A 20042-nucleotide genomic window follows, 5' to 3' on the forward strand; every position below is an offset into this window, starting at 1 on the left:
CCGAGGACTGACTCATGGGCACTTCACTGCTCAACACCGGCCCAGGCATGTGGGCCATGCTCGGCGTGGCAGCGGCCGCGGCAACGCTGGTCAACTACCGGTTGATCCAGCTTCCCGCGCGCCAGATGCTCTTCGCCATCGCCCGAGCGCTGGTGCAGATGGTCCTGGTCGCGCTGGTCATTTCCCAGGTCTCCCGCTCCTGGACCTTGACCTGCGCGTTCCTGCTGCTGATGTTCGCCGTGGCGACGCTGACCGCGACCCGGCGCATCGGCCAACTGGCCTGGTGGGTGCCCGCGGCGGCGATTGCCGCCGCGGTGCTGCCGGTGGTGGGGCTCATGCTTGGCTTCGGCGTGCTGCCGTTCTCCGAACTGGCGATGATCGCGGTGGTCGGCCAGCTGATCGGCGAGGCGATGACCGCGGTCAACCTTTCCGGCCGGCGGCTGCATCAGGAATTAGAGCAGCGCGAAGGCGAGGTCGAGGCCGCACTGGCGCTGGGATTCAGCACCCGCGATGCCCACAATCTGGTAGCCCGCCCGGTCGCAGCCGAGGCGTTGCTGCCCGGGATCAACCAGACCCGCACGGTGGGTACAGTGACCCTGCCGGGCGCCTTCGTCGGCTTGGTGCTGGGCGGCGCCAGCCCGCTGGAAGCCGGGCTGGTCCAGCTGATCGTGCTGGTCAACCTCATGGTGGTCCAGGGCATCTGCGTCGCAGTGACCGCCGAATTCATCGAGCGCCGGATCGGCGAGCGCGCAGCTCCGGTGCATACAGCGGCGCATTGATGCCGCGGCACGAGCCTTCCGCGGACCACGCACTCAAGACAAATCTCCCGGCTGGCCGCGCCAGTAGATCACGGCGAAAATGACCGCGAAGCCCATCGGCGCGATCCATGCTTGAAGACTCAGCCATGCCTGCATAGAGCCCAGGTCGTTGGAAATCGTCAGCCCCGTGATGATCCGGGCAGCGAACAGCACCAACAGCGCATGAACTGCAGTCTTTCCGATCTTCGAGCGCAACGCAGTCTTCTCCATGCTCGGATCGTACCCATGGCATGAGGCCGGGGTAAATACTACTTTCGGAGGATGACCAGGGCCTTCATCCCAAAACTTCGTGGCCAATCAATCAACCGCCCGATCCCATCTGGGGCATGAGCATCACCACAGCGGATTCGGCTTCGATTCAACTCCCAGCCTGCGCTCAACAGCGCGACGCAGACGCCCTCTCTCATCGGGAATCAACCGCCACCCCGGGCGCGCCAGATAGCCCTCGATCTGGGCCAAGGCGCTCTGGTAGTCCCCAAGGCTGAACACCCAGCGCTCAACACCGAGGTCTTCCTCCGGCTCGTCGTCATCGAGCTCGTCGTCGTCCTTGAAGTACCACCAGCGCGGCCGGGACCACGTGACCAGTTCGGCACCGATATCCAGGTCGGCGATGATGCTGCCGCACATCAGGTCCCCACACACCGAACAAATCAGCAGTTCAATTTCGCCGCCCTGCAGAAGGTCATCGCGGCGGGCAAAATCCCCGCGGTAGACCTCTAGGGAATTCTCCACCGCCTCGTGCACAAAGCGCCGGGCAAAAGGCGAGATCACGCCGGAATCGTCCTGCTTGAAGAGCTGCCCGAGCGGCTGCCCGTCGACCACAAGCTCGACGCATTGCAGCCGCGGATTCCACGCGGCCTCGATCGTGTTCGTGCACCCTCCTAGCAGGTTTCCCCAGTGTACAAGCACAACATTCAATCAAGTGATTGACATCACAAGGCGACTGGAGTGTACTGGACGCAATCGATCGATTGGGAGGCGTGATGGAGCTCGGCCAGGTTCAGCAGGCGGCGGTCGCCTGCTTCGCACGCCAGGGCTACGCAGCCACCGGCATTCGCGAGCTCGGCGCCGCCGTCGGGCTGAACTCTGCAACGCTCTACCACTATGTGGGCGGCAAGCAGGAGCTGCTGCTGGGCATCATCCGCGACTGCCTTCAGGCAATGCTCGACGGAGCGGGGCAGGCGATCGCCGGGGCACAGGACCCGCAGCGCAGGCTCGCCGCACTGGTCGCCTTCCATGTCAGCTTCACCGCCATCAACCCGCTCACCGCCCAAGTGGCCACCGGCGAGATGCGCGCGCTGAGCGACCCGTCCGAAATGCAGCAGCTGCGCGACCACTACGAGGCGCTGTTCGCCCAAGCCCTGGCCGACGGCGAGCGCGCCGGGGTGTTCACCGCACCGGACCCCGGCTTGGCCCGGCTGGCGATCATGGAGATGGGCACCGGCGTGGGCCGCTGGTACCACTCCGACGGGCGCCTGCCGCTGGCACAGGTGCAGCTGCATTTCATCGCCATGGCCATGCGCATCCTGGGCGCCGACGAACACCCGCTGGCAGAACACGAACTTCCCACAGCCCACCGCGTGGCAAGCGAAGGAGAAAGATGAACTACCCAGAACTGGTCGCCGAACTGCATGAAAAGCTGGCGGCCGTGGCCCTTGGCGGGTCGCAGAAGTCGCGGGAACGCCATGTCTCACGCGGCAAGCTGCTGCCCCGGGACCGCGTCAACCAGCTGCTCGACGACGGCTCGCCCTTCCTGGAGATCGCCCCGCTGGCAGCCGATGGCATGTACGGCGACGCGAGCCCGGGCGCCGGCATCATCACCGGCATCGGGCTGGTGCACGGCCGGCATGTGATGGTGGTGGCCAATGACGCGACGGTCAAGGGCGGCACCTACTTCCCGATGACCGTCAAAAAGCACCTGCGCGCCCAGGAGATCGCGCTGGAGAACAAGCTGCCCTGCGTTTACCTGGTGGATTCGGGCGGCGCCTTCCTGCCCATGCAGGATGAGGTCTTCCCGGACCGCGAGCACTTTGGCCGCATCTTCTTCAACCAGGCCAACCTCTCGGCGGCCAGGATCCCGCAGATCGCCGCGGTCATGGGCTCCTGCACCGCCGGCGGCGCCTACGTCCCGGCGATGAGCGATGAGACGGTCATCGTGCGCAACCAGGGCACCATCTTCCTGGGCGGTCCGCCGCTGGTGAAGGCGGCCATCGGGGAGATCGTCACCGCAGAGGAGCTGGGTGGCGGAGAGCTGCACGCCAAGACTTCCGGGGTGGTGGACCACCTGGCGGAAAACGACGAGCACGCGCTGGCGATCGTGCGGGACATCATCGCCACCCTGCCCGATCCCGCCCCCTCAAACACCGCCTTCAAGGAGCCGGAGCTGGACGCGGCGGACCTGGTGGACATCGTCCCGGTGGACGTGAACGCGCCCTATGACGTGCACCAGGTGATCGAGCGGGTGGTCGACGGCGGCGAGTTCCACGAGTTCAAGTCCCAGTACGGCACCACCCTGGTCACCGGCTTCGCGACCATCTACGGGCACAAGGTGGGCATCATCGCGAACAACGGCGTGCTCTTCTCCGAGTCGGCGCTGAAGGGCGCGCACTTCATCGAACTGTGCGACCAGCGCGGCATCCCACTGGTCTTCCTGCAGAACCTCGCCGGATTCATGGTGGGCCGCGACTACGAGGCAGGCGGCATCGCCAAGCACGGCGCCAAGATGGTCACCGCGGTGGCCACCACCCGGGTGCCGAAGTTCACCGTGGTCATCGGCGGCTCCTTCGGCGCTGGCAACTACTCGATGTGCGGGCGGGCCTACTCCCCGCGCTTCTTGTGGATGTGGCCCGGCGCGCGCATCTCAGTGATGGGCGGGGCGCAGGCATCGTCCGTGCTGGCCACCGTGAAGCGCGACGGCATCGAGGCGGCCGGCGGGACCTGGAGCGCCGCGGAGGAAGCCGAATTCACCGCGCCGATCCGCCAGCAGTACGAGGACCAGGGCAATCCCTACTACTCCACCGCGCGCTTGTGGGACGACGGGGTCATCGACCCGGCGGACACCCGGCGCGTGCTCGGCATGGCCCTTGACGTGGCCGCCGGCACCGAAAAGCCAGACACCAACTTCGGCCTCTTTAGGATGTGAGCATGTTCGACACAGTATTAGTGGCCAACCGCGGGGAGATCGCGGTGCGCATCATCCGCACCCTGCGCGCCATGGGCATCAAATCCGTGGCGGTCTATTCCGACGCCGATGCCGGCGCCCTGCACGTGGCGCTGGCAGACCAGGCGGTGCGCATCGGGCCGGCCGCGGCCGCGCACAGCTACCTGGACATCGACGCGGTCATCTCCGCCGCCCGCGCCACCGGCGCCCAGGCGGTGCATCCGGGCTACGGCTTCCTCTCCGAAAACCTGGACTTCGCCCGCGCCCTAGAGGCCGCCGGGATCGTGTTCATCGGCCCTCCGGTGAACTCCATCAACCTCATGGGCGATAAGATCCGCTCCAAGAACCACGTGTCCTCCCACGGCGTGCCGGTGGTGCCCGGCATTTCCGAACCCGGGCTGAGCGACGCTCAGCTGATCGCTGCGGCGGAGGATGTGGGCTTCCCGCTGCTGATCAAGCCTTCGGCCGGCGGCGGCGGCAAGGGCATGTTCTCCGTGTTCTCCCCGGGCGACCTGCCCGAGGCGCTGGCCAGCGCGCGGCGCACCGCCGCCTCAGCCTTCGGCGACGACACACGGTTCCTTGAGCGCCTGGTCGCCTCGCCGCGCCACATCGAGGTGCAGGTGCTGGCCGACGCCCACGGCAGCACCGTTTACCTTGGCGAACGCGAATGCTCGCTGCAGCGCCGCCACCAGAAGGTCATCGAAGAGGCCCCCGCCCCGCTGCTTGAAAACCTGCCCGAGGGCGCAGAAATCCGCGCCCGGCTGGGCGAGGCCGCCGTGGCCGCCGCCAAGTCGGTGGGCTATGTGGGCGCCGGCACCGTGGAATTCCTGGTCAGCGACGAGAAGCCCGGCGAATTCTTCTTCATGGAGATGAACACCCGGCTGCAGGTTGAGCACCCGGTCACCGAAGAGGTCCTACGCGTTGCAGGGCGGCCTGTGGACCTGGTCGAATACCAGGTGCGCATCTCCGCAGGCGCCCCGCTGGACTTCGCCCAGGACGACGTCGAGCTTGTGGGACACGCCATCGAAGCCCGGCTCTACGCCGAGGACCCCGCCGCCGACTTCCTTCCATCCACCGGCACCGTGCACCGGGTCCACGAGCCGCAGCACCTGCGTATCGACTCGGCCCTGCGCCAGGGCCTGGAGATCAGCCCGCACTATGACCCGATGCTCGCCAAGCTCATCGCCCGCGGAGCGGACCGCACCGAGGCGCTGTCGAGGCTTGACCGCGCGCTGGCCGAGACCGTGGTGCTGGGCGTGAAGACCAACGCTGAATACCTGCGCCTGCTGCTGGCCGACGAGGATGTGGCGGCCGGGCGGCTGGACACCACGCTGATCGAACGCCGCAGCTTCGACTTCCGCCAGGTGGGCATCGCTGAACTTGCCTATGCCGCCCTTGAATTCGCCGATCCTTCCACCGGCACCAGCGCTGGTGCGTGGGCGCGGGACAGCTGGCGGCTCGGCGACCCGGCGGCCCGCCGGCTGTTGTTGGAAACCGGCGGGCGCACCGAGGTGGTCATCGTAGACAACGGCACCGTTCAGGTTGGCGAAGAAGCCGTCTCCGCGCGCCGCACCGCCGCCGGCATCGAGCTGGACGGGGTGCTGGCAAAGTTCCACTCGGTACGCGTGGGCGATGAGTTGTGGCTGAGCCACGACGGCTTCACCGCCCGCATCACCCGCGCCGCCGCCGTCCACGCGGCCGGCGAGGGCGAAGTCTGTCTGCAGGTCTCCTCCCCCATGCCCGGCACCGTGATCGCGGTTCCGGCGTCCGACGGGGATCAGGTGGCCGCCGGGGATGTGCTGCTCATCGTGGAGGCGATGAAGATGGAGCACCAGCTGCGCGCGCCGGCCGCCGGCATCGTGCGCATGAATACGCTGAAACCGGGCGATCTGGTCAAGGCGCAACAGGTACTTGCAAGCATTGAGGAGCAGGCATGAGGATCGTACAGCGCGGACTGTATCTAGATGAGCTGAATGTGGGCGACGTATTCGAGCACCGCCCCGGGCGCACCATCACCGAGGCGGACAACGTCCTGTTCACGACGCTGTCCATGAACAACCAGGGGCTGCACCTGGACGCCGCCTGGGCCGGCACCCAGCCCTTCGGCAAACCCCTAGTCAACTCCCTGTTCACCCTCGGGGTGATGATCGGGCAGTCGGTGCCGCAGCTGACCGAGGGCACGATCATCGGCCAGCTCTCGCTGAGCGACGTGAACTTCCCGCACCCGATGTTCCACGGGGACACGCTCTACACGGAAACCGAAATTACCGAAGCCCGACCCTCCAAGTCCCGCCCCGGGCAGGGCATCGTCTCGATGAAGCACACCGGGCGCAACCAGGACGGCGTGGTGGTGGCCACCGCCAGCCGCACCTGCCTGATGTGGACCAAGGCGGCCCATGAGGCGGCGCAGCAATGATCGGCCCATCCATCCTCTTCTGCCCCGCCGACCGGCCCGAGCGCTACGCCAAGGCCGCCGCGGCCGCGCACACGGTGATCATCGACCTGGAAGACGCGGTCTCCGAGGCCAATAAGGAGGCCGCCCGCCAGGCGCTGCTGGCCAGCTCGCTGGATCCGGCGCGCACCATCGTGCGCATCAATCCCTTCGACACCAGCCATATCGCCGCCGATCTGCGCGCCGTGCGCCAGACCAATTACACCCAGCTGATGCTGCCCAAGTGCGAATCGGCCGAGCAGGCGCGCAACCTGGCCCCCTATGAGGTCATCGCGCTGTGCGAGACGGCGCTTGGCATCCATGCGGCGGCTGACATCGCGGCCGCGGAGAACGTCACCGCGCTGATGTGGGGCGCCGAGGACCTGATCGCTTCGCTGGGTGGCACCTCCTCCCGCCTGCCCGACGGGGGCTACCGGGACATCGCCCGCTACGCCCGCTCGCAGGTGCTGCTACAGGCGTCCATCCATGCAAAGCTGGCCATCGACTCGGTGTACCTGAAGATCGAGGACCTTGCAGGTCTGGCGGCCGAGTCGGAGGATGCCGCCGCCAGCGGGTTCGGCGCGAAGGCGTCGATCCATCCCAAGCAGATGCCGGTGATCGCCGCGGCCTTCGCCCCCAGTCAAGAGGCTGTGGCCCGGGCCCGGGCCCTGCTCGAAGCGGCGGAGCACAATCCGGGAGTGTTCAGCTTCGAGGGGCAGATGGTCGACGAGCCGCTGCTGCGCCAGGCCCGCGCGGTCATCGCCGCCGCGGAACGCGGCTAGCTTCCCCGCTTAAACGCGAAAAACGCCGAGGTAAGCCTCGGCGTTTTTCGCTAGGTTAAAAATTAGGCGGTTGCGGCTGCCACGTGCAGCTGCTTGTTGCCGTAGTGCGCTGCGAAGAACCAGGCCACGCCGCTGATCACGTGCATGACGCTCAGGGTTACCGCGGTGGCGGCATCGGCGGAGATCATGACCGGCGAGATGATGGAAACCAGCGCAATAATCAGGCCGATCCACTGGGCCACCTTGCAGATGCCCTTGTTCTTGCGGCCGATGAGGAACACGATCAGGCCGAAGAGCAGGATCGGGACCCAGGAAGCGGCCAGCACCAGTGCAAAGGACACAACCTGCCCGTTCTTCAGCTCCCACGAGGCGCCGGCGGAGCCGCCGATGAAGTAGGTGATGACATTCAGGTAGCTGGCGCCAAGAGCGGCGATGACGACCTGGATGTAGTTGAATGGGCTGTTCGGTGCAGACATCGTAATCCTGTTCGTTGAAATTCCTCAACGATTCTAGCGGTGCCTGCACGCGGTTCAGCCCTCTGCGCGACGTGAAATTGGCGACACTTAGCCTCGCTATGCGTTCAATGCCGCTCGCTCATTGGCCCGCTTGTTGGAGTTGTCCACCGCGATGAACCAAGAGGCGCCGAAAATGACGTGCATGACTGCCACGGCGATTGCGCTGCCCGCGTCCTGGGCGAAGAAGAACTGGACACCAGCGACACCGCCACCAGCGCCACGCCGGCCCACTGCGCGATCCGGCAGATCCCCGGATGCGATTTGCCGATCACATAGGTCAGGAACCCGAGCAGCACGATCGGGAACACCGTGAAACGCACAATGTGGATGAAGTCGATGTGCGCGAAAAGCCCTCCGGAGAAATGCATGGAGGCGCCGGCGGCCTCGGCGATGAAAAAGGTGAGAACGCTCAGGGCCATGGCGCCGAAGGCGGCAATGACTACCTGGACATAGTTGAACGGCATCTTGTACTCAGCGAGCATCGCTGATCATCTCCTCTGTATGAAAAATGACCCCGTTCTTTCACTGTACGCCCGGCTTGGGAGAAAAGAGCCGGGCTATTTCGGCATGATCTGCACCTGCAGTTCGCCGCGCTTCCACGCCGCTGTGGCCTCCGCGGCCCGGCGCAGGGCGGCCAGCGCCTCGGCATGAGTGAGGAAGTAGGTGTTGACCTGCAGGCGCTGGGCAGGGTCCAGCGACTCGGGCAGCAGGATCATCGCCCCATCCCCCGGCACCTTGACCGCGCGGAACAGCCCCGCATGGCGGCCGATGTGGTGCACGGTGCAGAACAGCTCGCCGTTGCCCACGTCGGTGGCTCCGCCCTTCTCCCAGGCGTCCAGATGGTCGATCTCGCAGCGGTTCGCCGGCATGGTGCACCCTGGGAAGGCGCAGCCGCGGTGCACCGCGCGGATTGCGGTGGCCTGGGCCTTGGAGAACAGCCGCTGGGACCTGCCAAGATCCAGGATCCGCGACTTGCCTCCGAGCACCAGCGGATAGATCTCGCCCTGGCACAGCGCCGCGCGCATCTCCGCCGCTCCTAGGGGCATGCCCCCGGTGGTTCTGGCGAAGTCCGCGCCCATGGAATCGAAGTCGATCAGGACCCCGATGCCAGGCGCCCGCGCCCTGGAGCCGGTGGATTTGAGCACTTGTAGGAAGGCGATGAGCCGGCGCAGTTCCGGGCGCATCGCATCGAACCCGAGCAGCGCCTCCGGCTTGGGTGCGGAGGCGGTTTTGCCGTCCCCGCGGGCCCATTCAGGCATGGAGTCGGCATCGTCCCAGTTCTCTCCGGCGGCTTCGCGCAGCAGCCGGTGCAGCTCGTCGCGGTTCCCTGCGTCGGTCTTGGGGTTCTCCGCCTCGCGGTAGCTGGCCTCGATGTCCTCGGCCTGGCTGGGCAGCACGCGCAGCAGGTATTCGACTAGGCCGTCCTTGCGCGCGGCGCGCTTGAACAGCCCGATCTCCCCGAGCAGCGCCTCGGTGCTGCGCTGCCCGTTCTTGAGCGCCTTGATCATCGCGGCGATGTGCTTGCGGGCGGTGGCAGGCTGCTCGCGGATCAGCTCGATCGCTTCCACCTGCAGTTCCTCGCGCACCCGGCGCCCCTGGGACGAGGTGCCCAGGTCCTTTTCCACCCCGTGGATGGCGCGGGCAGCCGCGGCGACAAGCCGCGGATCCAGTTCCTCCAGCGCGCCTGCCAGGTATTTCAGGCTCGGGCCGGTGCGCTGCCCCGAGTCGGAGACGCCGGCGACCAGGCAGTCCACGGCGCACAGCCGCTCCCGGGCGGTGCTCAGGGGCAGGCCCAGCCAGCCGTGCAGCAGGTCGACGGTGTTCTTGTAGCCGCTGCGCCCGGTGCACATCGCCTGCGGCAGCGCGGCCACTGCATCCTCGCTGGGATTCAGCCCGGCCGCGGCGATCGCGGCGAAGGACTGTTCGTCGAGCTCGTGGGCGCCGGTGCGGCGCACGGCGTCGGCGGTGTGCAGCTGGGCGCGGGCCAGGTCCATGGCCAGGACCTCGGTGAACTGAGCGGCGAACGCGGCCTGCACGGCGGGGATGTCCCCGGCAAGCTGCGCCGCCGCCTGGCCGAGCAGCTCATGGGCCGCGGCCAGCAGATTCACGATGTTCATGCCACCAGTGTGCCGGCGGTTTCAGGCCCGGCCCGGCACACGGGTGCGGGCTGTGGATTACTTCGAGGCGCCGATCGCCCAGATGCGCGGCAGCGGGGCGGAGTTCACGGCGAGGTCGCCGATCAGCCGCGCCTTGAACACCCACGGGTTGTGGTTGCCGGCGGTGCGGGCGTTGCGCCAGTGGCGGTCCAGGTTCTTCGAGACGCTGGTGGCGGAGGCGGCCAGGGCGTCGAAGGCGTGGGTCAGCGCGTCCAGCACCAGCGGGGTGAGCACCACCTGCGCCTGGGCGCTGGCCAGTTCGGCCGCATCGTTCGCCGCCTCGTCGGCCTCCGCGTCGATCTGCCCTGCCTGCAGCGCCAGCGCGCTTTCATAGGCGCCCTGCAGCGACTGGGAGACGCGTTCGACGGTGGCCGCGGCGGCGAAGGCGGCGGCGGAAACCTCGCCAATCACCTGCAGCAGCTGCGGATCCTGCCCGGCGATATTGGCCGCGGCGTGGCTGAAGGTGCGCTTGCGGTTTTTCAGTTCGGCAGCGAAGTCGCGCTCCGCGGCCTTGGCTGACCCGGCGAGCACCGCCAGCAGCACCTGCTGGTAGAACGCTGTCTGGTACTTGAAGCGGGTGTCGAAGTCGATCACCTCCGCCACGTCGGCATTGGTGAAGGTGGAGGTTCCGGTGCCGGTGGTGCGCTGCCCGAACCCGTCCCAGTCATCGGCCAGCTCCACGCCCTCCTGGTGGCGGGACACGGCGGCGATGACGCGCTGGCCGTTGTACTCGGCGTAGGTGTCCAGCCAGTCGGCGAAGATCGAGCCGGTGGAGTAGTACTTGGTGCCGTTGATCTTCAGGCCTTCGGGGGTGTCGGTCACCTTGGTGATGACATCGCCCACCTTCACCGCACCGACCTCGGTCCAGGAGTTGCCGACCAGCTGACCGGCAACGAAGCGGGCAAGCCAGGCGTCGCGGGCCGCGGACGGGGCGGCGACCAGGCGGTCTTCGACGAAGGCGAAATGCGCTCGCAGCGCCTGGGCGATGTTCGAATCCGCGGCGGCCAGGTCCACGAAGAGCTCGAAGAGCTCGGGCAGGGTGGCGCCGGCGCCGCCGTATTCCACCGGGACACGCACCGCTCCGAAGCCGGCGGCGGCCAGCTCGGCGATCTGCTCATAGGGCAGCACGCCGCTGCGGTCGCGTTCGGCCGCGCCTGCGGCGATGGCGGCAAAGTGCGGGGCGAAGCGTTCGCGCAGGGATGCCAGGCGGGGCTGGGTCAAGACAGTCATGGGGGTCTCCTTAGGTGTAGAGCGAGAGCGGCTGGGTTTCGCCGCGCAAAAAGTACGCGCCGACTTCGATCTTCTTGTAGTCCACGGGGTCGTGCAGCGAGTGCGTGCGCACATTGCGCCAGAACAGGTCAAGACCCACGCCGCTGGCGGCGGAAGAGGAGCCGGTGGCCTCGAAGATGCGGTTGGCCACGTCCACGCCGGTCTCCGACGCGACGACCTTCAGCTCGGCGATCTGCACCGCAAGCTCCGCGCGCTGGTCGGCGGTGACCTCCCCGGCCAGGGCCAGCAGCGCGTCGTACTTCCGGCCCAGCTTTTCGGCCAGGGCGGCGACGGCGGCGGTGCGGGCCTTCAGCTCGCCCACGGTGCGCTGGAACACCGCGTCCTGCGAGTAGGTCGGCACATCGGAGAGGAACCAGGAGTTGGGCCGGGCGAGGATCAGCGACTTGCCGCGGGCCAGCGCCCCTTCGGCGATGCCCAGGTAGAAGTTCGCGAAGGCCAGCTGGATGCCCGGGGTGAGCAGGGTGGAGACCGGCTCGTCGGTCACCGGCCCCAGGATGTCTTGCGGCTCGACGCGCACATTGTGGTACTTCAGCGAATTCGAGGCGCTCAGCCGCTGGCCGAGGTAGTCCCAGTCGTCGACGATCTCAAGCCCTTCGCGACCGCGCGGCAGCACGAAGGCCAGCACCTGGCCTGCCTGCGGGCCGGAGGACACCTGGGCGTTGACGACGATGACCTCGCCCACCCCGGAGCCGGTGGAGAAGCGCTTGGCCCCGTTCAGCCTGAACCCATCGCCCTCGGGAACCAGTTGCAGCGCCGGGTCGACGGGGTTGACCGAGTCGCCCCAGAGCCAGCCGCCGGCGACGCTGCGCTCCCACCAGAAGGGCTGGGCTTCGGGCGGCGCGTAAAAGGCGATGCCCGACTGGTTGATGTAGTGGTAGGCCAGAAGCTGGGCGATGGAGCCGTCGGCGGCGGCGATGATGCGCACCGCCTCGAAGGCTGTCTCGAAGTGCCCACCGGCCCCGCCGAACTGCGCCGGCACCAGCAGGTCCAGCAGGCCCGCCTCGCGCAGCAGCTGCGCCTCGGCAAATGGCTGCTCGTTGCGGCGGTCGCGTTCCGGGGCATCGGCTGCCAGGGTGTGCGCCGCCTTGGCGGCGATCTTGCGCCAGTGCTCCAGCTCGGCCTGGTCCGCGGCCCCGGTGTAGGGCACGCGTCGGGTCAATACGGTCATGATTCTCTCCTTGGCAGATGCGAAGGAATCCCGCGAGGGGGTCCATCGGTCCTAGCGGTAGCACTTGAATTGCTGCGGCGTCGTCGAGCCAGGTCTCTTAGCCGCTCTGGATGGTGCTTCGATTCAAGCACCGCCGGCGGCCCGGCGGAAGACACCTGTCATCTGGCGGAACCCAAGGACAACATGACGTCATGTTCGCCCCTTCATGACGCGGGCGCGCCCGGAATGTGTCGCCCAATGAAGGCCCGAAGAACGCGTGTGACCGGAGAATTGGTTGCGCGCCTATTAAAGGAGTAGAGGCGGATGTTTCCATCCGCCTCGAGGCCTACTTGTTTTCCCGCTGCTTGGCGACCTGCCCTGCGATGTCCTTGGTGTCAGGGGCGAAGGCGTAGAGCTTGCCCGAATCCTGGTGCACCCACCAGCGGCCGCACAGGTCGGTGGTCTTCTCCTGCGCGCCGGCCGGCCACCAGTCGGCGCTCAGCGTCGGCGCCGTGGCGATGTCCTCGACCTTCCAGTCCTTGGAGCGCGAGTCTGCGGCATAGGAGGCCGCCAGCTCCTTGGCCGAGGGCTTACCCACCTGCTTCACGGGCGTGCACTGCTTCCCCGGCAGCGCCCCGGAGTAGTTCATCACGAAGATCCGCTCGTGGCCGGTGGTGCGCTGCTCGAGCTTGACGTCTGTGCCGCCGGCGGGGACCCAGCCCGGCAGCAGGCCGTCGGCAACGCCCTGTTCGGAGGTGGCGGCCTGCTTGGATTCGGACTTGTCGTAGTTGTCGGTCGTCAAATCCGCGACGCTGCAGCTGGAGAGCAGCAGGGCGAAGGGAACTGTCAGGGCGCCGGCGGCGAGGTACTTTTTCTTGAGCATGCCTCCAGCTTAGGAATTCCGCGACGCCAACACCTCGGAGCGCAGGCCGATCTTGGCCGCCTGGCCTCTCCCACCCAAGTAGGAGGGCCGGCGCCCGCGGTTAATACCTGCTTTGCCCAGGACGGCCCAGGCCTAGCGCAGGTAGGTGCGCGCCACGGAGAACGCGGTGCGCTCCACCAGCTTCAGGGTGTCCGCCGAGAGCTCGGCCAGGGTGGCCGGGCCCGGGGCGATCGAGTAGGCGGAGAGGATGCCCGACTGGGCCAGGGTTTCATCGTCCAGGCTGACCGAACCGGCGATGACGATGACGTCGGCGCCCTCACCCGAGGCCTGCAGCACCCCGGAGACCACCTTGCCGTGCAGGGACTGCGAGTCCAGCCGGCCCTCGCCGGTGATCACCAGGTCCGCGCCGCCCAGGATGCGGTGGGCATCGAGCACCTCGGCCACCAGCTCCCAGCCGGGGACCAGGTCCACGTCGAAGTAGCTGCCCAAGCTCAGCGCCAGGCCGCCGGCGGCGCCCATGCCCGACTGCTCGCGCAGCGCGCGCCCGGTGTCAGCTTCCAGCACATCGGCCAGGCGGCCCAGGCCGGCATCCAGGTAGGCGACGTCCTCTTTGCTCGCGCCCTTCTGCGGGCCGAAAGTTGCCGCGGCGCCGGTGGCGCCGAGCAGCGGGTTGGTGACATCGCAGGCGATCTGCCATTTGATGCCTGCCGCGCGGGCGTCCAGCCCGGAGACGTCGATGGAGGCCAGGTTGTTCTGCGGGCCGCCGCCCGGTGCCAGCTCGTTGCCGTCGGCGTCGAGGAACTTCGCACCGAGCGCTGAAAGCAGGCCGGTGCCGCCGTCGGTGGTGGCCGAACCGCCCAGGCACAGGATGATCTGCTGTACGCCCAAATCCAGCGCCTTGACCACCAGGGCGCCCAGCCCGTAGGTGGTCGCCACCAGCGGCCGGCGCGGCACGTCGGACACCTGCGGCAGGCCGGCGGCCTCGGCGGCCTCGACGACGGCGATCTTGCCGTCTGCCGACAGGCCGAGGCGCGAGCGCACCGGGCGCCCGATCGCGTCGGTGGTGTCCACCGGCACCGCTTCGGTGCCCCAGGCGTCGATGAGCGCTTCTAGGGTGCCTTCGCCGCCGTCGGCGAAAGGCACAGCCGTCACCTCGATGTCGCGGCCCTTGCTCTGCGCCGCGGCAATGAAGCCTGCGCTGATGGCTCCGGCCACCTCGCTGGCGCGGGCGCTGCCCTTGAAGGAGTCTGGAACGATGGCGATCTGAAGCGGCGTCTGAGAAGTCATGCAATTAACTCTATGGAGTTTCTTCCACATCTCCTATAGGCCGATCCCCACACTTCAGGCCAAGCGGTGGCTAGAATATGTGCAATTCGCCCAGTTTGACGCTTGCGTAGACAGAGCCGAGCAGGCTGAGCAGCTCGCCGGGGATCCTCGGGTCGCAGCCGGTGACCAGCTTGATGCGCTCCATGCGCTGGATCAGCGTATTGCGGTGTACGTTCAGCCGCTCGGCGGCGTCCACGTGGGAGGCGCTGGTGGCCAGCGCCAGCAGTGTGCGGGCGTGCTCCTCGCTGAGCTTCACGATGCGCGCGGCGAGGGTCCTGCTGTAGCCGGCCGGGGTTCGCGCCGCGGCCAGCGCCAGATCCGCATCCCAGAATTCGGCCGATGCCGCGCGCGGGATCAGTGCCGGATATCCGTCGAGGGTGCGCCAGTTCTCTGCATCGACCAGCAGCTGCGCGGCGTCGTCCCGAGGTGTTCCCACCACCGAGCGCAGCGCTCCTTCGGGCGCCTTCGGGGCCATGCCGGAGCTGGACAGGACCCACAGCGCGTTGTTGACGGCAAGCACCGCATGCTTGTCCCCAAAGCTTGGCAGCGGCTGCCCTTCTTGGGGCCGCAACAGGCTGATGGACCACGGCTTGGGGAATTCGAGCAGGTCGAGCTGTTCTGCCACCATCTGCGCGGAGCTGGTCCCCGAGACCAAGCCGGAGAGCATTTCGCTGGCAACGGTGGTGCGCAGCGTATCGCGCACATGTTCTTCCTGCTGGGTGAGCAGCAGCTGCACCGTCAGCGAAATCAGCTGCGCCAGCGGGGCGACCGCCTTCGGTGTGCCAGTCACCCCTACGACGCCCTGCAGCGCTCCGTCAAGCAGCAGCGGCACATTGACTCCCGGCTGCTGCCCGGTGGCAGGATCTGCATGATGAGTAAAAATGGTCCGATTCTCCCCCAGCGCCTTGAGCGCATCGGGATGGAGGTTGCCCACGCGCTTCGGATCGGAGGAAGCAATGATGATGCCCCGCTCATCCATGATGTTCAGCGGATAGTCGATGCGCGGTGCAATGGTGTCGACGACGCGCACTGCCACAGTATGGGTGAGTACTCCGGTTCTTTTGTGCGCCATAGCTGTAGTTTACCCAGCGCAGCTCAAGGATTCTTTGCCCGGTCTGAAGCTTGAACTAAGCAGAAGCCAAGCCTTGGGTCGTATGGTCATAAGTACCTCTTTGAAGGTGCGAGTGATAACCGAGGCTCCTGCTGGATTCCCACCGGCGGGAGCTTCGCTTTTGCAGATTCTCAGTTTGCGCCAGCTCGCGGCAAAGAACCTTCATAGTTTTCAGGCCTAGAGTTTAAATCACCTCATAAAGGTGCGAGTGATGATCGTAAAGCCCCAGCTGGTTCAATCCAGCTGGGGCTTTCATCATTAAGCCTCCTGCCACATCGATCACCTCATTTTTTGGCCGACCGGCTTCAGCAAAGCGGAAACAAAAACTTTTCCTTCCACACATCAATTTTCACACCTTGGTTTTTGTGACCAATTTCCCCACTGTCATAAATTGCTTTTGTATTCACTGCGGGCAAGAATTAAAAAACACCCACTCGTATATTTTTGAGGTTCTTCTCGCATGCCCATTTTCCGTTCTCAATCTCCGTCCCTGCGCACTGCTTCGCCGCAACGTGTTGCTGCGGGACTCGGCATCGCTATTGCCCTGCTCTTCTCCTCAGGCTGCGCCGCCGCGACACAAGCAGACGAGCCAGAAAGCTCCTCCACCGACCTGGCCGCAAGCTCCACTGCCTCTCCCTCCGGTATGCCATCCGAGTCCCCTACCGAGATTGCAAGCTTTCTCGGCCAGGAATGCGACTCAGATGAACTGGTGATGGAGCAAGGCGATCAGCAGCTCTTCTGCGATGCCGACGCCAGCGGGGCACTGCTGTGGACCACCCAAGATGAGCACGTTGCGGCACTGGCTCTTGCTCAGAAAAAGGCCGACGACGAGAAGGCCGCCAAGAAAGCCGCTGCCGAAAAGGCAGCTGCAGACAAGAAAATCGCCGCGGAAAAAGCAGCGGCTGAGAAAAAGGCTGCGCAAAAACTAGAGGCAGAGAAAAAGGCTGCACGTGAAGCCGCCGCCAAGGCCGAAGCCAAGCAAAAAGCGGCGGCTAAGAAAGCAGCCCAGAAAACTGCTGCACCTAAAGCCAAAAAGGCGCCTACCAACACCTTCTATAAGAATTGCACCGCAGTGCGCGCCGCTGGCGCCGCCCCGATCTACGCCGGCGACGCAGGATATTCCCGCAAGCTCGACCGCGACGGCGACGGCGTAGCATGCGAATAGCTCGATCCGCAGGCGCAGCGCTTCTGGGACTGACGCTGCTGCTCTCTGGCTGCGCCGTTGATGCATCCAGCGCCCAGCCCCCAGCGTCTGCCGCTGCGGCGTCTTCGGCCCCGCCGATCATGATCCGCACCGAGGCGCCTCCAATCACCCTCACCAGCGAAGCGCCCACGCCAGAAGCCGCTGAAGATACGACTGCGGCACCTGCAAGCCCGGCAAAACCCGGAGCGCCACAGGCTCAAGAGCTGCTTAACTCACTTGCAGTCAAAGGCCGTGCACCAAAGAGCGGTTATGAACGCAGCAAGTTCGGCAGCGCATGGAGCGATGTCGAGCATAATGGCTGCGACACCCGCAATGACATTTTGAGCAGGGATCTGGACGTCTCTTCATACAAGCAGGGAACGAACGGCTGCGTTGTGCTCACCGGTTCTCTGCAGGATCCCTATACCGGCAAGTACATCGAGTTTCAGCGCGGCCAGGGAACCAGCAATGCTGTGCAAATCGACCATATAGTCGCTTTGTCCGACGCCTGGCAGAAGGGCGCGCAAAAGCTCTCGGCAGACCAGCGCCTGAAGCTTGCCAACGATCCGCTGAACCTCCTAGCCGTCGACGGACCGACCAACGGTTCCAAGAGCGACAGCGACGCCGCTTCGTGGCTGCCTCCCAACCGCGACTACTGGTGCCCGTATGTCACGGCCCAGATTGAGGTCAAGCACAAATATTCGCTGTGGGTCACCAAGGCCGAAAAGAGTTCAATGCTTCGGGTGCTGAACGATTACTGCTGAAAATTCGCTGTCATCGAGATTCATCGGCGCATGAATTAATCTCTTTGTCCCTGCCGAGCCGGGTCAAAGCTTGCGCATAGCTTTAATCTTTACAGTAGTTAATACCTCTTGAAGGTGCGAGTGATGATGATGTAATTCTGGCTCCGTTGTGCACGGCAACGGAGCCAGTATTCTTTTAACCGTTTACCCGATTTTCGCTGATCGGCAGCGCTTTTCAGCACGCCAGCACTTTGCAGATTCCGCTCAGTTTAGACATAGGTTCAGGCATTACATTGGTAAGTACCTCATGAAGGTGCGAGTGATGATCGAGAATCCCCTTGCGGCACTGCCGCAGGGGGATTCGAATTTAATGATCCGAAGAATTCCGGCATCTTAATTGCCGCTTCAAATGCTTAGCCGACAGCTCGGAATTCCAAAGCAAAAGCACAGAGAGCGTTATTACACTGAAAGTACCTCATAAAGGTGCGAGTGATGATCGTAGAGTTCCCGTTGGCTTTCCTCCCAACGGGAACTTTCCTTTTAAGCTCGAGAACTCAGATTTCCTTCAGGTGCCAGCCGCCGCAGCTGGCGCAGCTATAGGCAGCCATTTCCCGTTTGAGCTGCTTGGAGCGGCGCACCGCCGCCTTGTCGGCAATCGCCTTGCTGCGGTAGCGCTGTGTGCCGGCGGCTTCGCAGATATTCAGCGTGCGCGGTTTTGCTTCTGAACCCATGCACCCATTGGACCCCATGCCGGCGGCAGGCGTCCACTAAGATACTCGGGTGCCCCTACATGAATGGACCCTAAGATGAGCGCCGCCGCCCTGACCCCGATGGAACGCCAGTCGGTATGGCGCACGCTGAAGTCTCCGCGGCTGCTGAAAACCGAGCTGCTGGCAGGCCTGGTGGTCTCGCTTGCACTGATTCCCGAGGTCATCGCGTTTACCGTGATCGCCGGCGTGGACCCCAAGGTGGGCATCTTCGCTTCCTTCACCATGTCGGTAGTCATCGCCATCACCGGCGGGCGGCCTGCAATGATCTCCGCCGCCGCGGGCGCTGTGGCCTTGGTCGTCGCGCCGCTGGTTCGGACCTACGGGGTGGAATACCTCTTCGCCACGGTGGTTCTGGCAGGTGTCATCCAAGTGCTGCTGGCGTTGGCCGGCGTGGCGAAGCTGCTGCGCTTCATTCCCCGGCAGGTGATGATCGGGTTCGTCAACGGTCTGGCAATCCTGATCTTCCTGGCGCAGATGCCGCAGCTTGTCGACGTCCCGTGGGCCGTCTACCCGCTGGTGGCCCTCGGTGTGCTGATCATCTACCTCTTCCCCAAGCTCACCACCGCTGTGCCGGCGCCGCTGGTCGCCATCATCGTCTTGACGCTGATGGTCGTCTTCGCCGGGCTGAAGGTGCCTAGCGTCGGGGACCAGGGCGAGCTGCCTGATTCCCTGCCGGTCTTCGGGATCCCCCAGGTGCCGCTGAACCTTCAAACCCTGCAGATCATCGCCCCCTTTGCACTGGCGGTGGCCTTCGTCGGGCTGCTTGAATCCCTGCTGACCGCGAAGCTGGTGGACGACATCACCGACACCCCGTCGAGCAAAACCCGCGAGTCTTGGGCGCAGGGCACCGCAAACATCGTCACCGGGTTCTTCGGCGGCATCTGCGGCTGCGCGATGATCGGGCAGACCATGATCGGGGTCAAGGTCTCCGGCGGGCGCACCCGCATCTCCACCATGTTCGCCGGCATCTTCATGCTGCTCCTTGCGGTGTCCTTTGACGAGGTGGTGGCCAAGATCCCGATGGCCGCGCTCGTGGCGGTGATGGTGGTGGTCTCCGCCGCAACCTTCAACTGGCACAGCATCCGGCCGGGAACGCTGAAGATGATGCCCAAGAGCGAAACCTTCGTCATGCTGGCCACCGTGGTGCTCACGGTGGCCACCAACAACCTGGCGGTCGGAGTCGGGGCGGGCATCCTCAGCGCAATGGTGCTCTTCGCGAACCGTGTCGCGCACCTGGTGAGCGTCGAGCGCGAATTGCACGGGAGCGAGGCGGTCTACACCGTGCACGGCGAGCTGTTCTTCGCCTCCTCCAACGACCTGTATACGCAGTTCGACTACGCGCAGGACCCCGAGCGGGTGGTCATCGACATGAGCGATTCGCACCTGTGGGATGCCTCAACCGTGGCGGCGCTGGATTCGGTGAGCGCCAAATATGAAAGCTACGGCAAGCAGGTTGAAATCCGCGGGCTGAACGAGGCCAGCGCGAAGATGCACGAACGGCTGCGCGGCAGGCTGGACTAGTCCCGGTGCTCGGGCTCCACGTTCGGCTCGTACGGGTTGGGGCTTGTCGGGTCGATCGGCGGGCCGCTGGGCGCGGTGGGATCCACGACGGGGCCGGAGGGCGCCGTCGGGTCCACCGGCTGCGGGTATTCCTCCGGATTCTTGGGCTGGTGCTTCTGGCGCTTGAACATGCTTCGAGGCTATCGAGCGCGCAGAAGCCGTCCCAA

At 65.6% G+C, this 20042-nt stretch carries 21 protein-coding genes; 9 read left to right on the top strand and 12 right to left on the bottom strand.

The features are described 5' to 3' along the window. Positions 1-14: 14 nt before the first annotated feature. On the top strand, positions 15-779 hold the full coding sequence (locus AUR04nite_RS03295) for an ABC transporter permease (RefSeq protein WP_218024626.1): 765 nt from the start codon (positions 15-17) through the stop codon (positions 777-779). A 33-nt stretch (positions 780-812) separates the two neighbouring features. On the opposite strand, the gene AUR04nite_RS03300 is transcribed toward AUR04nite_RS03295, so the two are convergent. Together AUR04nite_RS03300 and AUR04nite_RS03305 are read right to left on the bottom strand one after the other, a co-directional pair. After that, positions 813-1028 carry a hypothetical protein gene (locus AUR04nite_RS03300; RefSeq protein ID WP_141361884.1) on the bottom strand — a complete coding sequence of 72 codons (216 nt, stop codon included), beginning with the start codon at positions 1026-1028 and terminating at the stop codon, positions 813-815. A 123-nt stretch (positions 1029-1151) separates the two neighbouring features. Then, entirely contained in the window at positions 1152-1727 is a 576-nt protein-coding gene (locus AUR04nite_RS03305; protein WP_141361886.1) for a hypothetical protein, read from the bottom strand. A gap of 74 nt (positions 1728-1801) precedes the next feature. Here AUR04nite_RS03305 and AUR04nite_RS03310 point away from each other — a divergent pair, with 74 nt between their 5' ends. From AUR04nite_RS03310 to AUR04nite_RS03330, 5 genes are read left to right on the top strand one after another with little or no spacing between them, the layout of a single operon-like run. Beyond that, on the top strand, positions 1802-2422 hold the full coding sequence (locus AUR04nite_RS03310; protein ID WP_141361888.1) for a TetR/AcrR family transcriptional regulator: 621 nt from the start codon (positions 1802-1804) through the stop codon (positions 2420-2422). Next, positions 2419-3960, top strand: coding sequence for a carboxyl transferase domain-containing protein (locus tag AUR04nite_RS03315; protein WP_141361890.1), 1542 nt, complete (start codon positions 2419-2421; stop codon positions 3958-3960). Before AUR04nite_RS03310 ends, AUR04nite_RS03315 begins: the two co-directional genes overlap by 4 nt. Before the next feature lie 2 nt (positions 3961-3962). Continuing rightward, positions 3963-5915: an acetyl/propionyl/methylcrotonyl-CoA carboxylase subunit alpha gene (locus AUR04nite_RS03320; protein WP_141361892.1), complete on the top strand. Its 1953-nt coding sequence runs from the start codon at positions 3963-3965 to the stop codon at positions 5913-5915. Next, entirely contained in the window at positions 5912-6394 is a 483-nt protein-coding gene (locus AUR04nite_RS03325) for a MaoC family dehydratase (RefSeq protein ID WP_141361894.1), read from the top strand. The genes AUR04nite_RS03320 and AUR04nite_RS03325 overlap by 4 nt, the downstream gene beginning before the upstream one ends. Then, positions 6391-7191 (top strand): HpcH/HpaI aldolase/citrate lyase family protein, encoded by an 801-nt coding sequence (locus AUR04nite_RS03330; RefSeq protein WP_141361896.1) that lies wholly within the window; start codon positions 6391-6393, stop codon positions 7189-7191. The genes AUR04nite_RS03325 and AUR04nite_RS03330 overlap by 4 nt, the downstream gene beginning before the upstream one ends. A gap of 62 nt (positions 7192-7253) precedes the next feature. On the opposite strand, the gene AUR04nite_RS03335 is transcribed toward AUR04nite_RS03330, so the two are convergent. From AUR04nite_RS03335 to AUR04nite_RS03370, 8 genes are all read right to left on the bottom strand, one after another. Further along, positions 7254-7667: a DUF6069 family protein gene (locus tag AUR04nite_RS03335; RefSeq protein ID WP_141361898.1), complete on the bottom strand. Its 414-nt coding sequence runs from the start codon at positions 7665-7667 to the stop codon at positions 7254-7256. Between the two features lie 104 nt (positions 7668-7771). Further along, the gene (locus AUR04nite_RS03340) at positions 7772-8188 is read right to left on the bottom strand and encodes a DUF6069 family protein (protein WP_246055314.1); all 417 of its coding nucleotides are present in this window, start codon (positions 8186-8188) and stop codon (positions 7772-7774) included. A 75-nt stretch (positions 8189-8263) separates the two neighbouring features. After that, positions 8264-9823 (bottom strand): HNH endonuclease signature motif containing protein, encoded by a 1560-nt coding sequence (locus AUR04nite_RS03345; RefSeq protein WP_141361900.1) that lies wholly within the window; start codon positions 9821-9823, stop codon positions 8264-8266. A gap of 57 nt (positions 9824-9880) precedes the next feature. Then, positions 9881-11092 (bottom strand): acyl-CoA dehydrogenase family protein, encoded by a 1212-nt coding sequence (locus tag AUR04nite_RS03350; RefSeq protein WP_141361902.1) that lies wholly within the window; start codon positions 11090-11092, stop codon positions 9881-9883. Between the two features lie 10 nt (positions 11093-11102). Beyond that, a complete protein-coding gene (locus AUR04nite_RS03355) occupies positions 11103-12320 on the bottom strand; it encodes an acyl-CoA dehydrogenase family protein (RefSeq protein WP_174787851.1) in 1218 nt (405 codons plus the stop codon). A gap of 325 nt (positions 12321-12645) precedes the next feature. After that, positions 12646-13182 (bottom strand): hypothetical protein, encoded by a 537-nt coding sequence (locus AUR04nite_RS03360; protein WP_141361904.1) that lies wholly within the window; start codon positions 13180-13182, stop codon positions 12646-12648. Between the two features lie 132 nt (positions 13183-13314). Next, the gene (locus AUR04nite_RS03365) at positions 13315-14469 is read right to left on the bottom strand and encodes a glycerate kinase (protein WP_141361906.1); all 1155 of its coding nucleotides are present in this window, start codon (positions 14467-14469) and stop codon (positions 13315-13317) included. Between the two features lie 70 nt (positions 14470-14539). Further along, entirely contained in the window at positions 14540-15580 is a 1041-nt protein-coding gene (locus AUR04nite_RS03370) for a CdaR family transcriptional regulator (protein ID WP_141361908.1), read from the bottom strand. A 499-nt stretch (positions 15581-16079) separates the two neighbouring features. Here AUR04nite_RS03370 and AUR04nite_RS03375 point away from each other — a divergent pair, with 499 nt between their 5' ends. Both AUR04nite_RS03375 and AUR04nite_RS03380 read left to right on the top strand, forming a co-directional pair. Then, positions 16080-16784, top strand: coding sequence for an excalibur calcium-binding domain-containing protein (locus AUR04nite_RS03375; RefSeq protein WP_141361910.1), 705 nt, complete (start codon positions 16080-16082; stop codon positions 16782-16784). After that, on the top strand, positions 16775-17566 hold the full coding sequence (locus tag AUR04nite_RS03380; protein WP_141361912.1) for an HNH endonuclease family protein: 792 nt from the start codon (positions 16775-16777) through the stop codon (positions 17564-17566). Before AUR04nite_RS03375 ends, AUR04nite_RS03380 begins: the two co-directional genes overlap by 10 nt. Positions 17567-18099: 533 nt before the next feature. Here AUR04nite_RS03380 and AUR04nite_RS17840 read toward each other — a convergent pair. Continuing rightward, positions 18100-18276, bottom strand: coding sequence for a hypothetical protein (locus AUR04nite_RS17840; protein ID WP_170184070.1), 177 nt, complete (start codon positions 18274-18276; stop codon positions 18100-18102). 75 nt (positions 18277-18351) lie between these two features. Here AUR04nite_RS17840 and AUR04nite_RS03385 point away from each other — a divergent pair, with 75 nt between their 5' ends. Beyond that, positions 18352-19836: a SulP family inorganic anion transporter gene (locus AUR04nite_RS03385; RefSeq protein WP_141361914.1), complete on the top strand. Its 1485-nt coding sequence runs from the start codon at positions 18352-18354 to the stop codon at positions 19834-19836. On the opposite strand, the gene AUR04nite_RS17845 is transcribed toward AUR04nite_RS03385, so the two are convergent. Beyond that, positions 19833-20006 carry a hypothetical protein gene (locus tag AUR04nite_RS17845; protein ID WP_170184071.1) on the bottom strand — a complete coding sequence of 58 codons (174 nt, stop codon included), beginning with the start codon at positions 20004-20006 and terminating at the stop codon, positions 19833-19835. The genes AUR04nite_RS03385 and AUR04nite_RS17845 overlap by 4 nt on opposite strands. Positions 20007-20042: the final 36 nt, after the last annotated feature.

Source organism: Glutamicibacter uratoxydans, from assembly GCF_006539925.1.
Taxonomy (GTDB): Bacteria; Actinomycetota; Actinomycetes; order Actinomycetales; family Micrococcaceae; genus Glutamicibacter; species Glutamicibacter uratoxydans.

Coding starts and splice junctions, on each gene's coding strand:
- AUR04nite_RS03295 (WP_218024626.1), top strand. CDS start 15: ATGGGCACTTCACTGCTCAACACCGGCCCAGGCATGTGGGCCATGCTC.
- AUR04nite_RS03330 (WP_141361896.1), top strand. CDS start 6,391: ATGATCGGCCCATCCATCCTCTTCTGCCCCGCCGACCGGCCCGAGCGC.
- AUR04nite_RS03345 (WP_141361900.1), bottom strand. CDS start 9,823: ATGAACATCGTGAATCTGCTGGCCGCGGCCCATGAGCTGCTCGGCCAG.
- AUR04nite_RS03360 (WP_141361904.1), bottom strand. CDS start 13,182: ATGCTCAAGAAAAAGTACCTCGCCGCCGGCGCCCTGACAGTTCCCTTC.
- AUR04nite_RS17840 (WP_170184070.1), bottom strand. CDS start 18,276: ATGGGTTCAGAAGCAAAACCGCGCACGCTGAATATCTGCGAAGCCGCC.
- AUR04nite_RS03315 (WP_141361890.1), top strand. CDS start 2,419: ATGAACTACCCAGAACTGGTCGCCGAACTGCATGAAAAGCTGGCGGCC.
- AUR04nite_RS03300 (WP_141361884.1), bottom strand. CDS start 1,028: ATGGAGAAGACTGCGTTGCGCTCGAAGATCGGAAAGACTGCAGTTCAT.
- AUR04nite_RS03385 (WP_141361914.1), top strand. CDS start 18,352: ATGAGCGCCGCCGCCCTGACCCCGATGGAACGCCAGTCGGTATGGCGC.
- AUR04nite_RS03355 (WP_174787851.1), bottom strand. CDS start 12,320: ATGACCGTATTGACCCGACGCGTGCCCTACACCGGGGCCGCGGACCAG.
- AUR04nite_RS03350 (WP_141361902.1), bottom strand. CDS start 11,092: ATGACTGTCTTGACCCAGCCCCGCCTGGCATCCCTGCGCGAACGCTTC.
- AUR04nite_RS03365 (WP_141361906.1), bottom strand. CDS start 14,469: ATGACTTCTCAGACGCCGCTTCAGATCGCCATCGTTCCAGACTCCTTC.
- AUR04nite_RS03375 (WP_141361910.1), top strand. CDS start 16,080: ATGCCCATTTTCCGTTCTCAATCTCCGTCCCTGCGCACTGCTTCGCCG.
- AUR04nite_RS03340 (WP_246055314.1), bottom strand. CDS start 8,188: ATGCTCGCTGAGTACAAGATGCCGTTCAACTATGTCCAGGTAGTCATT.
- AUR04nite_RS03335 (WP_141361898.1), bottom strand. CDS start 7,667: ATGTCTGCACCGAACAGCCCATTCAACTACATCCAGGTCGTCATCGCC.
- AUR04nite_RS17845 (WP_170184071.1), bottom strand. CDS start 20,006: ATGTTCAAGCGCCAGAAGCACCAGCCCAAGAATCCGGAGGAATACCCG.
- AUR04nite_RS03380 (WP_141361912.1), top strand. CDS start 16,775: ATGCGAATAGCTCGATCCGCAGGCGCAGCGCTTCTGGGACTGACGCTG.
- AUR04nite_RS03370 (WP_141361908.1), bottom strand. CDS start 15,580: ATGGCGCACAAAAGAACCGGAGTACTCACCCATACTGTGGCAGTGCGC.
- AUR04nite_RS03320 (WP_141361892.1), top strand. CDS start 3,963: ATGTTCGACACAGTATTAGTGGCCAACCGCGGGGAGATCGCGGTGCGC.
- AUR04nite_RS03325 (WP_141361894.1), top strand. CDS start 5,912: ATGAGGATCGTACAGCGCGGACTGTATCTAGATGAGCTGAATGTGGGC.
- AUR04nite_RS03310 (WP_141361888.1), top strand. CDS start 1,802: ATGGAGCTCGGCCAGGTTCAGCAGGCGGCGGTCGCCTGCTTCGCACGC.